Origin of the sequence: Pseudomonas sp. 18.1.10, from assembly GCF_024655625.1 — a bacterium.
Classification (GTDB): Bacteria; Pseudomonadota; Gammaproteobacteria; order Pseudomonadales; family Pseudomonadaceae; genus Aquipseudomonas.
In genome coordinates this window covers 1-14285 of record NZ_JANLGL010000154.1, presented here as the reverse complement: position 1 = coordinate 14285, position 14285 = coordinate 1, and the positions used below count along the sequence as shown (strand labels likewise).

General features: G+C 63.5%; 10 protein-coding genes. 8 read left to right on the top strand and 2 right to left on the bottom strand.

Going from position 1 to position 14285, the window contains the following annotated elements; translation table 11 throughout:
* Positions 1-94: 94 nt before the first annotated feature.
* Both narL and NUV89_RS21690 read right to left on the bottom strand, forming a co-directional pair.
* Positions 95-742: a two-component system response regulator NarL gene (narL, locus tag NUV89_RS21695; RefSeq protein WP_257782915.1), complete on the bottom strand. Its 648-nt coding sequence runs from the start codon at positions 740-742 to the stop codon at positions 95-97.
* Entirely contained in the window at positions 739-2541 is a 1803-nt protein-coding gene (locus NUV89_RS21690) for a HAMP domain-containing protein (protein ID WP_257782914.1), read from the bottom strand. Before NUV89_RS21690 ends, narL begins: the two co-directional genes overlap by 4 nt.
* 310 nt (positions 2542-2851) lie before the next feature.
* On the opposite strand from NUV89_RS21690, the gene NUV89_RS21685 reads away from it, so the two are divergent.
* From NUV89_RS21685 to moaA, 8 genes are read left to right on the top strand one after another with little or no spacing between them, the layout of a single operon-like run.
* A complete protein-coding gene (locus tag NUV89_RS21685) occupies positions 2852-4102 on the top strand; it encodes a nitrate/nitrite transporter (RefSeq protein ID WP_257782913.1) in 1251 nt (416 codons plus the stop codon).
* A gap of 2 nt (positions 4103-4104) precedes the next feature.
* A complete protein-coding gene (locus tag NUV89_RS21680) occupies positions 4105-5502 on the top strand; it encodes a NarK family nitrate/nitrite MFS transporter (protein ID WP_257782912.1) in 1398 nt (465 codons plus the stop codon).
* A 57-nt stretch (positions 5503-5559) separates the two neighbouring features.
* Positions 5560-9333, top strand: a complete 3774-nt coding sequence (locus tag NUV89_RS21675) for a nitrate reductase subunit alpha (protein ID WP_257782911.1) — start codon at positions 5560-5562, stop codon at positions 9331-9333.
* A 1-nt stretch (position 9334) separates the two neighbouring features.
* A complete protein-coding gene (gene narH / locus NUV89_RS21670) occupies positions 9335-10873 on the top strand; it encodes a nitrate reductase subunit beta (protein WP_017735786.1) in 1539 nt (512 codons plus the stop codon).
* A 3-nt stretch (positions 10874-10876) separates the two neighbouring features.
* A complete protein-coding gene (gene narJ, locus NUV89_RS21665; protein WP_257782910.1) occupies positions 10877-11632 on the top strand; it encodes a nitrate reductase molybdenum cofactor assembly chaperone in 756 nt (251 codons plus the stop codon).
* On the top strand, positions 11625-12305 hold the full coding sequence (narI, locus tag NUV89_RS21660; RefSeq protein ID WP_017735788.1) for a respiratory nitrate reductase subunit gamma: 681 nt from the start codon (positions 11625-11627) through the stop codon (positions 12303-12305). Before narJ ends, narI begins: the two co-directional genes overlap by 8 nt.
* 10 nt (positions 12306-12315) lie before the next feature.
* Complete coding sequence (locus NUV89_RS21655) at positions 12316-13209, top strand: peptidylprolyl isomerase (protein WP_257782909.1); 894 nt, start codon at positions 12316-12318, stop codon at positions 13207-13209.
* Position 13210: 1 nt separating this feature from the next.
* Positions 13211-14197: a GTP 3',8-cyclase MoaA gene (gene moaA, locus NUV89_RS21650; RefSeq protein ID WP_257782908.1), complete on the top strand. Its 987-nt coding sequence runs from the start codon at positions 13211-13213 to the stop codon at positions 14195-14197.
* Positions 14198-14285: the final 88 nt, after the last annotated feature.

The window sequence follows — 14285 nt, the reverse complement described above, 5'->3', positions numbered from 1 at the left end:
TGGGGCTTTTCCAAAGTGACCCGCCGTAAGGGCGGAACCCTAAGTGGCCGTTACCGCAGCAACGGATATGTACACCGACCAACCGACCAACCAATCACCCCACCTGCCGCAGGTGTTCCATAGCCCAAACCGCCGCCTCCACCCGCGACCTCAACCCCAGCTTATGCAGCAAATTCTTCACATGCACCTTCACCGTCCCCTCCGTAATCCCCAACTTATGCCCGATCACCTTGTTGCTATACCCACTGGCAATCGTGCGCAGCACCTGCCGCTCGCGCTCAGTCAATTCCACCGCCGCATGCGGCTGCGGCGCGCGCAACGCCTGGGCCAACACGCGGGTCAGCCCGGGGCTTATCACCAGGGCGCCCTGCAACGCATCGCGGATGTACTCGACCACTAACTCCGGCTCCATGTCCTTGAGCAAATACCCATTGGCATCCAAACGCAGCGCATCGCGCACATCGTCTTCGGCGTCGGACACGGTAAACAGCAACACCTTGCCCGCATAGTCCATGGCCCGCAGGCGGCGCAGGGTTTCCAGGCCGTTCATGTGCGGCATGTTGTTGTCCAGCAACACCAGGTCCGGTTGCAGGCTGGCGATCTGGTCGAGGGCTTCCTGGCCGTTGCCGGCCTCGCCGACCACGTGCAGGTCGTCTTCCAGTTCGAGGATCTGGCGCATGCCGTGGCGCATCATCGGGTGATCGTCAACCAGCAGGATACGGTGGCGCGTGGCGGTGTTCATGGGGCGGTGCCTTGTAGGGAATGGCCGAGGAATTCCGGCTGGAAACGCAGCTGCACCCGGGTGCCCTGGGGCTCGCGGGGGCTGAGGTCGAGGTGGCCGTGCAGGCTGCGCGCGCGTTCGTCCATGATGGTCAGGCCGTGGTGTTCGCGCCGGTCGACGTCGCCGCTGAAGCCTCGGCCATCGTCGTCGATGCTCAGGCTGACGGTCTCGCCGACCTGGCGCAGTTGCAGCCAGGCATTCTGCGCATGGGCGTGGCGCAGGCAGTTGGACAGGGCTTCGCGGGTGATCTGCAACAGGTGGATCTGCTCGCTGGCCGACAGCTGGAAGGCCAGCGCGTCCACATGCAGGTGCACCTGGAATTCGCCGCGCTGGGAGAATTCTTCAGCGGTGTCTTGCAGCTCTTGCACCAGCCCGGCGTCGTGGATCTGCAAGCGGAAGGTGGTGAGCAATTCACGCAGTTGGCGGTAGGCGTTGTTCAACCCTTCGCGCAGTTCAGCGGTGACGCTGGCCAGGCTGTCCACCGGTTCGCCACGGCGGATCAGGGTTTGCATGCGGCTCACTTGCAGCTTCATGTACGACAGCGCCTGGGCCAGGGAATCATGCAGTTCGCGGGCGATGATGGTGCGCTCATCCAACAGCAGCAGGCGGTGGTCCTGCTCGCGCTGGCGCTTGAGGGACAGGGAGGTGCCGATCAGGTTGGCCAGGGCCTGGATCAATTGTTGCTCCCAATCCTGGGGCGCATGGCCGTCGAGGAAGTGCGCCTTGAGTTCACCCAGTTCAGCGCCCTGGTTGCTGATGCTGAACACCTGCGGCGGTGCGACGTGGGCGCGTTCGCAGGTGGCGCAATCGCCAATCGCGCAGACGTTGCGGCTGTGCTCGCCGTGCAGGGCGAGCATCTGCTGGGCCGGGGCGAGGAAGTGGCCTTGCAGGCACAGCGACAAGCGCAGCCCGGGCAAGCGTTTCTGGAAGCGCCGGATCAGCTCATCGAGGCCTTCGGCATTGGCCAGGCGCGTGGCCAGGCTGCTGCTGCTCTGGTACAGCAGTTCGAGGGCGGCGTTGGCTTGTTGCAGGTTGAGGGTCTTGAGTTGCACCTGGCTTTCGAGGGTGCGATGGGACGCTTCGATGGTTTCGGCCATGGCGTTGAAGCTCAGGGCCAGTTGGCCCAGCTCGTCGTCGGAACGGTGGTTGACCCGGGTCTGGTAGTCACCGTCGCGAAAACGCCGGGTGGCGTGCACCAGTTCCTGCAGCGGCGTGACCACGCCGTACTGCAACTCGTACAAGCCCAGCAGCAGGATGATTAAGGTACTGAACAGCGCCAGGCCCTGGATCGCCTGTTGCCAGCCTTGCTTGTGCTCGCTCTGTTGCTGCAACAGGCTGACGAACCGGTTCAACTGCTCGACAAACGCCGGTGCCTGGGCCTGGAACAGCGCCGCGTCGCCGCGCATCACTGCTGGGCGCAGTTCGTCGTTCCAGCGTTGCTGGATCTGCTGGTAACTCTGCAACAGCGCACTGTGCGGGCCGTCTTCGAGCACCGCCTTGAGGGACTGGCTGTCGAGGCGCCGTTGCAGGCTCTGGCTGACTTCGGCGATTTCCTCCGGGCGTGCGCCGGCGGCGAGTTTCCAGCTGAGGTGGTAGGTCTCCATGCGCACGGAGCCGGCGGTGTTGATCGCGGCGGCGTCGCCCTGGCTGAACCAGGCGATCAGCCCGGCGCTGAGGGAACTGGCCAGGGCGAGGATGGCGATCAGGATCACCGCCAGGCCGGCGCGGGCGGGCAGGGAGCTGCGCAGCCAGTCAAACATGACAGCGCAATCGAAGGGAGTGGGGGAGCAGCATGCTTGCACCTGGAGCGGGAAAGGGGGTTGAACGTGGCCTTCCCTGGCGCACTACCTCTAAAGAGTTGCCGGCGAACCCTCCCACGGATAAAAGGCGGCACAAGAGAGCAATCCATTGATAAATAAAGGCTTTCTCTTGATTTGTTGACTACCTCCAAGGAGGTAGACGGGGCCAGCATAGCCCCATACCCACCCGGCCCACGTTGATCTGGGTCAAGTTCCGCGGGGGTGTCGCCCCTAACCTGCGCTCATGGAATCACTTTCTGGAGCGCTTACCGTGACTCAACCCCGTCTGCGACAAGGCCTGGTGCTGGGCATGAGCACCTTGGCCTTCACCGTCTGCTTTATGGTGTGGATGATGTTCGCCGTGCTCGGCGTGCCGATCAAAGACCTGCTGCAACTCAACGAAACCCAGTTCGGCCTGCTGGCCGCCACGCCGGTGTTGACCGGCTCCCTGGTGCGCCTCCCGCTGGGCCTGCTGACGGATCGCTTCGGCGGGCGCATCGTGTTTTTCCTGCTGATGCTTGCCTGCGTACTGCCGCTGTACCTGATTACCTACGCCACCGCCTATTGGCAGTTCCTCGTGCTGGGCCTGTTTGTCGGCCTGGCGGGCGGCTCGTTTTCGGTGGGCATCGCCTACGTTGCCAAATGGTTCGACAAGGACAACCAGGGCTTTGCTATGGGCGTGTTCGGCGCCGGTAATGCCGGGGCGGCGGTGACCAAGTTTCTCGCCCCGGCGCTGATTGCCCTCGGCACCTGGCACCTGGTACCCAAGGTGTTCAGCGCAATCCTGTTTATCACCGCGCTGCTGTTCTGGTTTCTCACCAGCGAAAACAAGGCGCACCGCAGTGCCGGTGGCGCCACCCTGCGTGAGCAGTTGGCGTGCCTGAAAGACCCGGCCGTGTGGCGCTACTGCCAGTACTACTCGATTGTCTTCGGCGGCTACGTGGCGCTGGCCCTGTGGGTGACCAAGTACTACGTGCAGGAATACGGTTTCAGCCTGCAGAGCGCCGCGCTGCTGGCCGCGTGTTTCTCCCTGCCCGGCGGTGTGCTGCGCGCGGTGGGCGGTTGGATGTCGGACCGCTGGGGCGCGCAAAGCGTGACCTGGTGGGTGTTGTGGGTGAGCTGGATCTGCCTGTTCCTGCTCAGCTATCCGCAGACCCAACTGCAGGTGATGACCGTCAACGGTCCGCTGGATTTCCATATCGGCCTCAACCCCACGCTGTTCACCGTGCTGCTGTTTGTGATGGGCATCGCCTTCGCGTTCGGCAAGGCCTCGGTCTTCAAGTACATCGCCAATGACTACCCGCACAACATGGGCGCAGTGTCCGGCATCGTCGGCCTGGCCGGTGGCCTGGGCGGCTTTGTGCTGCCGATTATGTTCGGCGCCCTGGTGGACCTCACCGGCGTGCGCTCTTCCTGCTTCATGTTGATGTACGGCGTGGTCTGGGTGTCCCTGACCTGGATGTACCTCAGCGAAATTCGCAAACAGCCGTTGCTCGGCACACGAGCTGGCAGAGGAGAATAATCATGTCTATCGCGCAAAAGCCCGAATCGGGCCCGGTGATCCACGACTGGCGCCCCGAAGACCCGGCGTTCTGGGGCGCCAGCGGCAAGAAGACGGCGACCCGCAACCTGTGGATCTCGATCCCCGCGCTGTTGCTGGCCTTTGCGGTGTGGATGGTCTGGAGCACAGTCATCGTGCGCCTCAACGCCATTGGCTTCAGCTTTACCACTGACCAGCTGTTCTGGCTGGCCGCCTTGCCGGGCCTGTCCGGTGCGACGTTGCGGGTGTTCTATTCGTTCATGGTGCCGATCTTCGGCGGGCGCCGCTGGACCGCCCTGAGCACCGCCTCCTTGCTGCTGCCGTCGCTGTGGATGGGCTTCGCGGTGCAAGACCCGAGTACCCCGTACAGCGTGTTTGTGCTGATCGCCTTGCTCTGCGGTTTTGGCGGCGGCAACTTCGCCTCCAGCATGTCCAACATCAGTTTTTTCTACCCCAAGTCCCAGCAGGGCACCGCCCTCGGCCTGAACGCCGGGCTCGGTAACCTGGGGGTGTCGGTGATGCAGTTCTGCGTGCCGCTGGTGATTACCTTTGCGGCGTTCGGCGCGCTCGGTGGCCAGCCGCAAACCCTGGCGGATGGCAGCCAGCTGTGGTTGCAGAACGCCGGGTTCATCTGGGTGCCGTTCATCCTCATCGTTACCGTGGCGGCGTGGTTTGGCATGAATGACCTGTCCAGCGCCCGCGCCTCGTTCAGCGACCAGGCGGTGATCTTCAAGCGCAAGCACAACTGGCTGATGTGCTGGTTGTACCTGGCGACCTTTGGTTCGTTCATCGGCTTCTCGGCAGCCTTCCCGTTGCTCATCAAGACCTCGTTTCCCGAAGTGGTGGCGCTGAAATTCGCCTTCCTCGGCCCGCTGGTGGGCGCCCTGGTACGCCCATTGGGCGGCTGGCTGGCGGACAAACTGGGCGGTGCGCGGGTGACCCTGTGGAACTTCGTGCTGATGATCGTGATGGTGTTCGGCGTGCTGCACTTTTTGCCGCAGCAGGGCGAGGCGGGCAACTTCTACGGCTTCCTGGGCCTGTTCATGCTGCTGTTCATCACCACCGGCATTGGCAACGGCTCCACCTTCCGCATGATCCCGGTGATCTTCCGCACCGTTCACGAAAAGGCCAGCGCCGGCCAACCCGCCGCCGTGCGTGAACAAGCCTTGAAGGACGCCGGCAAGGAGTCCGCCGCCGTGCTGGGTTTCAGCTCGGCCATGGGCGCGTTCGGCGCGTTCTTCATCCCCAAGACCTTCGGCACCTCCATGGCCGCCACCGGCAGCCCGGCCATGGCCTTCTACCTGTTTGTCGGTTTCTACCTGAGCTGCATCGTCGTGACCTGGTGGTGGTACGCCCGCAAAGGCTGCGCCACACCCTGCTGATCGACCACGAATTCGCGGGGCCACGCACCCCACGGCACGCCTGATGAGGAAAGCATCATGAGTCACTTACTGGATCAACTGCGGTTCTTCAACCGCAAGCAAGACGAGTTCTCCGACGGCCACGGCGAGACCCGCAAGGAGTCCCGCGACTGGGAAAACGTCTACCGTTCGCGCTGGCAGTACGACAAGATCGTGCGCTCCACCCACGGGGTGAACTGCACCGGTTCCTGCTCGTGGAAGATCTACGTGAAGAACGGCCTCATTACCTGGGAAACCCAGCAGACCGACTACCCGCGCACCCGCAACGACCTGCCCAACCACGAACCCCGTGGCTGCCCGCGCGGCGCGAGCTACAGCTGGTACATCTACAGCGCCAACCGGCTCAAGTACCCGAAGATCCGCAAGCCGCTGCTCAAACTGTGGCGTGAAGCGCGCCTGACCCTGGCGCCGGTGGAAGCCTGGGCGAGCATTGTCGAGGACAAGGCCAAGGCCGAGTCGTATAAGAGCAAGCGTGGCATGGGCGGGTTCATCCGCTCCAATTGGGAGGAGGTGAACGAGATCATCGCCGCCTCCAACGTTTACACCATCAAGCAATACGGGCCGGACCGTATTGTTGGCTTCTCGCCGATCCCGGCCATGTCCATGGTCAGCTACGCCGCCGGTTCCCGTTACCTGTCGCTGCTGGGCGGGGTGTGCCTGAGTTTTTACGACTGGTACTGCGACCTGCCACCGGCGTCGCCGATGGTGTGGGGCGAGCAGACCGACGTGCCGGAATCGGCCGACTGGTACAACTCCAACTACATCATTGCCTGGGGTTCCAACGTCCCGCAGACCCGCACCCCCGACGCACACTTCTTCACCGAGGTGCGCTACAAGGGCACCAAGACCGTGGCCATCACCCCCGATTATTCGGAAGTGGCCAAGCTCACCGACCTGTGGCTCAACCCCAAGCAGGGCACCGATGCCGCGCTGGCCCAGGCCTTCAACCATGTAATCTTCAAGGAGTTTCACCTCGACCACCCGAGCCCGTATTTCACCGACTACGCCAAGCGCTTTACTGACCTGCCGGTGCTGGTGATGCTCAAGCCCGTGACCGGTTTTGCCCCGGGCGCAGGCTTCCAGCCCGACCGCTTCCTGCGCGCCTCGGACCTGATCGACAACCTCGGCCAGGACAACAACCCGGAATGGAAAACCATCGCCCTCGACGAAAGCGGCGCGCTGGTTTCGCCACAGGGCGCCATCGGCTACCGCTGGGGCGAGAAGGGCAAGTGGAACATCCTCGCCAAAGAGGGCGGTGAAGGCCGCGCCATCGACCTCAAGCTCAGCCTGATCGGCGACGACGTGGCCGAAGTGGCCTTCCCGTATTTTGCCGGCGAAGCCCACGAACACTTCCAGCACGTGGCCGGCGAAGCCGTGCAATTTCGCCGCGTGCCGGTGCGCAGCGTGGTGCTGGCGGATGGCAGTGTGGCCAAGGTCGCCACGGTGTTCGACCTGTCGGCGGCCAACTTGGCCATCGACCGTGGCCTGGGCGGCAGCAACGTGGCCAGGGACTACGACGACGCCAGCGTGCCGGGCACCCCGGCGTGGCAGGAAGCGATCACCGGCGTCAGCCGCGAAAAGGCGATCCAGATTGCCCGCGAGTTCGCCGACAACGCCGACAAGACCCGTGGCCGCTCGATGATTATCGTCGGCGCGGCGATGAACCACTGGTACCACATGGACATGAACTACCGTGGCCTGATTAACATGCTCATGCTCTGCGGCTGTGTCGGCCAGACGGGCGGCGGCTGGGCGCACTACGTCGGCCAGGAAAAACTGCGCCCGCAATGCGGCTGGCTGCCCCTGGCCTTTGGCCTGGACTGGAACCGCCCGCCACGGCAGATGAACGGCACCAGCTTCTTCTACGGCCACAGCTCCCAGTGGCGCCACGAAAAAATGAACATGCACGACGTGCTCTCGCCCCTGGCGGACAAGTCCCAGTTCCCCACCCACGCCCTGGACTACAACATCCGCGCCGAACGCGCCGGCTGGCTGCCCAGCGCGCCGCAACTGAACCGCAACCCGCTGCATATCTGCCGTGAGGCCGCAGCGGCGGGCATGGAGCCGAAAGACTACGTGGTCAAGTCCTGGCAGGACGGCACCTTGCGTTTTGCCTGCGAACAACCGGACAGTCCGGTGAACTTCCCGCGCAACATGTTTATCTGGCGTTCCAACCTGCTCGGCTCGTCGGGCAAGGGCCATGAGTACATGCTCAAGTACCTGCTGGGCACCAAGAACGGCGTAATGAACGAGGACATCGGCTTTGGCGGCGAAAGCAAGCCCACCGAAGCCGAATGGGTCGACGACGGCGCCATCGGCAAGCTCGACCTGGTGACCACCCTGGACTTCCGCATGTCGTCCACCTGCGTGTATTCCGACATCGTCTTGCCGACCGCGACCTGGTACGAAAAAGACGACATGAACACCTCGGACATGCACCCGTTTATCCACCCGTTGTCGGCGGCCATCGACCCGGCGTGGGAGTCGCGCTCCGACTGGGAAATCTACAAAGGCATCGCCAAGGCCTTTTCCGCCATGGCGGTCGGGCACCTCGGTGTGGAGAAGGACCTGGTCACCGTACCGCTGATGCATGACAGCGTCGGCGAACTGGCCCAGCCCTTTGGCGGTACCGACTGGAAAAGCGCCGGCGTAGCGCCGGTCCCCGGTAAGAACGCGCCAAACATGGCGGTGGTGGAACGCGACTACCCGAACATCTACAAGCAATTCAGCTCCCTCGGCCCGTTGCTGGAAAAGCTCGGCAACGGCGGCAAGGGCATCAACTGGAACACCGAGGAAGAAGTCGAGTTTCTCGGCGAGCTGAATCATCACGAAGGGGATGCGGGTATCAGCCACGGCCGGCCGAAGATCGACACGGCCATCGATGCGGCCGAGGTGATCCTGTCCCTGGCCCCGGAAACCAACGGCAAGGTCGCCCTGAAAGCCTGGGCCGCGCTGTCGGAATTCACCGGTATCGACCACAGCCACCTGGCGATTTCCAAGGCCCACGAAGCCATCCGTTTCCGCGATATCCAGGCGCAGCCGCGCAAGATCATTTCCAGCCCCACCTGGTCGGGCCTCGAAGACGAACACGTGAGCTACAACGCCGGCTACACCAACGTCCATGAAAACATCCCATGGCGCACCATCACCGGCCGCCAGCAGTTCTACCAGGACCACCCGTGGATGCAGGCGTTCGGCGAGCAGCTGATGAGCTATCGGCCACCGGTCAACACCCGCACCATCGAAGGCGTGAAGGGCAAGCGCAGCAATGGCGAGCCGGAGATCGTGCTGAACTGGATCACCCCGCACCAGAAGTGGGGCATCCACAGCACCTACAGCGATAACCTGCTGATGCTCACCCTCAGCCGTGGCGGGCCGATTGTGTGGCTCTCGGAAATCGACGCCAAGCGCGCCGGCATCGAGGACAACGACTGGATCGAATGCTTCAACGTCAACGGCGCGCTGACCGCCCGCGCGGTGGTCAGCCAGCGCGTCAAGGAAGGCATGGTGATGATGTACCACGCCCAGGAACGCATCGTGAACGTGCCCGGTTCGGAAACCACCAAGACCCGTGGCGGCCACCACAACTCGGTGACCCGCGTGGTGCTCAAGCCGACCCACATGATCGGCGGCTATGCCCAGCAGGCCTACGGTTTCAACTATTACGGCACGGTCGGTTGCAACCGCGACGAGTTTGTCGTGGTGCGCAAGATGGCCAAGGTCGACTGGCTCGATGGCTCCCACGGCGATGACCTGCCACGCCCATTGCCGACTGATCTCGAGGAGAACTGAGATGAAGATCCGCTCACAAATCGGCATGGTCCTCAACCTGGACAAATGCATCGGCTGCCACACTTGCTCGATCACCTGCAAAAACGTGTGGACCAGCCGCGAAGGCATGGAATACGCCTGGTTCAACAACGTCGAATCGAAACCCGGCATCGGCTACCCCAAGGAGTGGGAGAACCAGGACAAGTGGAAGGGCGGCTGGGTGCGCAACGCCAACGGCAGCATCAACCCGCGCATTGGCGGCAAGTTCCGCGTGCTCGCCAACCTGTTTGCCAACCCCGACCTGCCGGGCCTGGACGACTACTACGAGCCGTTCGACTTCGACTACCAGCACCTGCACACCGCGCCGTTGGGCGAGCACCAACCCACCGCACGCCCGCGCTCGGTGGTGTCGGGTAAGCGCATGCAGAAAATCGAGTGGGGCCCCAACTGGGAAGAAATCCTCGGCACCGAGTTTGCCAAGCGGCGCAAGGACAAGAACTTCGACCAGATCCAGGCCGACATCTACGGCGAGTACGAAAACACCTTCATGATGTACCTGCCGCGCCTGTGCGAGCACTGCCTCAACCCGGCGTGCGCGGCGTCGTGCCCCAGCGGCGCGATCTACAAGCGTGAAGAAGACGGCATCGTGCTGATCGACCAGGAGAAGTGCCGTGGCTGGCGCATGTGCATCAGCGGCTGTCCGTACAAGAAGATCTACTTCAACTGGAAGAGCGGCAAATCCGAGAAGTGCATCTTCTGCTACCCGCGCATCGAAGCCGGCATGCCTACGGTGTGTGCTGAAACCTGCGTCGGCCGCATCCGCTACCTCGGCGTGTTGCTCTACGACGCCGACCGCATCAGCGAAGTGGCGAGCACCGCCAGTGAGCAGGACCTGTACGAGAAGCAGCTGGAGATCTTCCTCGACCCCAACGACCCTGCGGTGATCCGCCAGGCCCTGGCCGATGGCGTGCCGCAGTCGGTGATCGACTCGGCGCAGCGTTCGCCGGTGTACAAAATGGCCGTGGACTGGAAGCTCGCCCTGCCATTGCACCCCGAATACCGCACCTTGCCGATGGTCTGGTACGTGCCGCCACTCTCGCCGATCCAGAACGCCGCCGCTGCCGGCACCGTGGGCATGAACGGCGTGATCCCTGATGTCGACAGCCTGCGCATCCCCCTGCGTTACCTGGCCAACATGCTCACGGCGGGCGATGAAAAGCCGGTCAAGCGTGCCTTGAAACGCCTGTTGGCCATGCGTGCGTTCAAGCGCTCCCAGCAAGTGGACGGCGTGCAGGACTTGCAAGTGCTCGAAGACGTCGGCCTCAGCGTGCCCCAGGTGGAAGAGATGTACCGCTACCTGGCCATCGCCAATTACGAGGACCGCTTTGTGGTGCCCAGCGCCCACCGCGAAGACGCCATGAGCGACGCGTTCGCCGAGCGTTCCGGTTGCGGGTTCAGCTTTGGCAGCGGCTGCAGCGGCAGCTCCGACACCAATATGTTCGGCGCGAAGAAGGCCAACCGCCGCGACGTGTTGAAAACCGTACAGATCTGGGAGGACTGAGCCATGCGCATTCTTAAAGTGATTTCGCTGCTGCTGGACTACCCCACCGAACGTTTGGTGAACGGCCGCGATGAGTTGGAGCAGGCGATCATCGAATCGCGGGAAATCAGCCCCAAGCAACGCGGTGCGCTGTTCGAATTGCTGGAGCTGATCTGCGCCAACGACCTGATGGACGGCCAGGAACACTATGGCGCGCTGTTTGGCCGTGGGCGTTCGTTGTCGCTGCTGTTGTTCGAGCACGTGCACGGCGAATCCCGCGACCGTGGCCAGGCCATGGTGGACATGATGGCCCAGTACGAGGCCGCCGGGTTTGCCATTGGTGTCAAGGAGCTGCCGGACTACATCCCGCTGTACCTGGAGTTCCTGTCCACCCGCGAAGACATCGAGGCCCGCGAGGGCCTGGCGGATGTGGCGCACCTGCTGGCCTTGCTCGGCGCGCGTCTGGAAGAGCGCGAGAGCGCCTACGCCAGTTGCTTCCGTGCGCTGTTGCAGATCGCCGGCGCCGAGCCGCACCAGGCCGTGGCCGAGGTGCGAGCGCAAGTGGCCGCCGAGCCGCGTGACGACTCCCTCGAAGCCCTCGACAAGGTCTGGGAGGAGGAGGCCGTGGACTTTATGCAGGCCGAACAGCAGGACCGTTGCAGTGCCATGCCGAGTGCACCGGGCAAGGCCCGCGAAGAAAGCGCCGTGCCGTTGCACTGGGTGGATTTTCAGCAGCAAGGGCCGGCCGCCGCGCCGGCCGGGGAGGTGGGTAATGTCTAAGTGGAATTTGCTGGTATTCGGGGTTTATCCCTACGTCGCCCTGGCGATCTGCCTGTTGGGCAGCTGGGCGCGGTTCGACCTGGCGCAGTACACCTGGAAGGCCGGCTCCAGCCAGATGCTCAACAACCGTGGCATGCGCGTGGCGAGCAACCTGTTCCATATCGGCGTGCTGTTTGTATTGGCCGGGCATTTTGTCGGCCTGCTCACGCCGGCGTCGGTGTACCACCACGTCATCAGCACCGAGAACAAGCAGTTGCTGGCGATGGTCTCCGGTGGCTTCTTCGGCCTGCTGTGCCTGGTGGGTCTGTTGATGCTGGTCAAGCGCCGCCTCAGCGATCCACGGGTGCGGGCGACGTCGAGTGCGTCGGACATCCTCATCCTGCTGGTGCTGCTCGCGCAGTTGCTGCTGGGCTTGCTGACCATCGTCGCGTCCACCGGCCATATGGACGGCTCGGTGATGGTGATGCTCGCCGACTGGGCGCAGAACGTGGTGCTGCTGCGGCCGGTGGAAGCGGCGGCGGCGATTGCGCCGGTGTCGCTGATCTACAAGGCCCATGTGGCGCTGGGCCTGACCTTGTTCGTGCTGTTCCCGTTTACCCGCTTGGTGCACGTGGTCAGCGCGCCGATCTGGTACCTGGGGCGGCGTTATCAAATCGTGCGGCAGAAGTCGTGAGGAGACGGTCATGACAACAGGATGCGGATGTGGCGGGGGTTGCGGATCGTCGGTGCCAGTGCCGGACGTCGAGGTGGTGGAAGTGGCAGAGGCGGCGCCGGCATTGATCGCCAGCAGTGAACAGGAATGGCCCATCGTCAGCGTCAACGGCGTGCCCATCACGCCCGAGGCGATGGCCCTGGAGTTGCAGTATCACCCGGCGGAAAGCCGCGAGTCGGCGGTGTACCTGGCCGCCCGTGCGCTGGTGATCCGCGAGCTGTTGCAGCAGCGCATCAGTGCACTCGGCCTGGCGGTGGACATCGCTCCTGGCGAGAACGAAGAGGAAGCGGCCACACGCTTGCTGCTGGAACGTGAAATCAGCGTGCCGCAGTGCGACGAGGCGACGTGCCTGCACTATTTCGACAGCAATCGCGGACGCTTCCACAGCGCGCCGTTGCTGGCGGTGCGGCACATCCTGCTCGAATGCGCACCGGACGACGCCGAGGCGCGGCAGATGGCCCATGTGCAGGCCGAAATCCTCCTGCTGAGCCTGGCGCAAGCCCCCGGCAGCTTTGCCGAGTTGGCCCTCAGATACTCGGCGTGCCCCTCCAAGGCCCAGGGCGGTTCGCTGGGCCAGATCAGCAAGGGCCAGACCGTGCCGGAACTGGAGCGCCAACTGTTCACCCTGGCGCCGGGCCTGGCCGACAAACCCCTGGAAAGTCGCTACGGCTGGCACGTCATCAGCATCGACCAGCGTGTCGAAGGCCAGCCGTTGCCCTATGAAGCGGTGGCCGGCGCGATCCGCACCCAGTTGCAGCAAGGCGTGTGGCAGAAGGCACTGGTGCAATACCTGCACACCCTGATTGGCGCGGCGGACATCCGTGGCCTCGCCTTGCAGGGCGCCGACTCGCCGTTGGTGCAGTGACATGAGCCTGGTGGATGGGCTTGGCCGTTCGATTGACTACCTGCGCTTGTCGGTGACCGATCGCTGTGATTTTCGCTGTGTGTACTGCATGGCGAAAACCATGACCTTCCTGCCGCGCCAACAGGTGTTGAGCCTGGAAGAACTGGAGCGCCTGGCCGCGCTGTTTGTGCGGCAGGGTGTGCGCAAGATCCGCCTGACTGGCGGTGAACCGCTGATCCGGCCGGGGATTGTCGGCCTGTGCCGCAACATTGCGGCATTGCCGGGCTTGCGTGAGCTGGTGATGACCAGCAATGGCTCGCAACTGGCGCGGTTGGCGCGGCCGTTGGTGGAGGCGGGGGTCAAGCGCATGAATATCAGCCTCGACAGCCTTGATCCCGAGCGGTTTCGGGCGATCACTCGCAACGGTGATTTGCGCCAGGTTTTGGCCGGGATCGAGGCGGCCAGTGGGGCGGGGTTTGAGCGGGTCAAGCTGAACTGTGTGGTGATGAAGGGGCGCAATTTTGATGAGGTGCCGGGGTTGGTGCGGTACGCCATTGAGCGGGGGATCGATATCAGTTTTATCGAGGAAATGCCCTTGGGGGATGTGGGGCGGTCGCGGGGTGAGGCGTTTTGCCCCAGCGACGACGTGCGCGCCGTGATCGCCCGGGAATATGAGCTGCTCGACAGTGCGGAGACGAGTGGTGGGCCGGCGCGGTATGTGCGGTTGGTGCGGCATCCTCGTACCCGGATCGGGTTTATATCGCCTAATTCGCATAATTTTTGTGGGAGTTGTAATCGGGTGCGGGTGACGGTGGAGGGGCGGCTTTTGCTGTGCCTGGGGCAGGAGGATTCGGTGGATTTTCGGGGGTTGCTTAGGGGGTCTCCGGTGGATGATGGGCCGGTGGTTGAGGCGTTGGTGGGGGCGTTGAGGGGGAAGCCGTTGCGGCATGAGTTTACTGGGGCGGGGGAGGTGCAGGTGGTGCGGTTTATGAGTGTTAGTGGGGGGTGATGGGGGGCATATCCGTTATTTAGGTAACGGCCACCTATGGTTCCGCCCTTACGGCGGGTCACTTTGGAAAAGCCCCAAAGTAACCAAA

Bases quoted from the DNA above. Each gene is read 5' to 3' on its own strand.
- narH (WP_017735786.1), top strand. From the start codon at position 9,335: ATGAAGATCCGCTCACAAATCGGCATGGTCCTCAACCTGGACAAATGC.
- narJ (WP_257782910.1), top strand. From the start codon at position 10,877: ATGCGCATTCTTAAAGTGATTTCGCTGCTGCTGGACTACCCCACCGAA.
- narL (WP_257782915.1), bottom strand. From the start codon at position 742: ATGAACACCGCCACGCGCCACCGTATCCTGCTGGTTGACGATCACCCG.
- NUV89_RS21655 (WP_257782909.1), top strand. From the start codon at position 12,316: ATGACAACAGGATGCGGATGTGGCGGGGGTTGCGGATCGTCGGTGCCA.
- NUV89_RS21690 (WP_257782914.1), bottom strand. From the start codon at position 2,541: ATGTTTGACTGGCTGCGCAGCTCCCTGCCCGCCCGCGCCGGCCTGGCG.
- NUV89_RS21675 (WP_257782911.1), top strand. From the start codon at position 5,560: ATGAGTCACTTACTGGATCAACTGCGGTTCTTCAACCGCAAGCAAGAC.
- NUV89_RS21680 (WP_257782912.1), top strand. From the start codon at position 4,105: ATGTCTATCGCGCAAAAGCCCGAATCGGGCCCGGTGATCCACGACTGG.
- narI (WP_017735788.1), top strand. From the start codon at position 11,625: ATGTCTAAGTGGAATTTGCTGGTATTCGGGGTTTATCCCTACGTCGCC.
- moaA (WP_257782908.1), top strand. From the start codon at position 13,211: ATGAGCCTGGTGGATGGGCTTGGCCGTTCGATTGACTACCTGCGCTTG.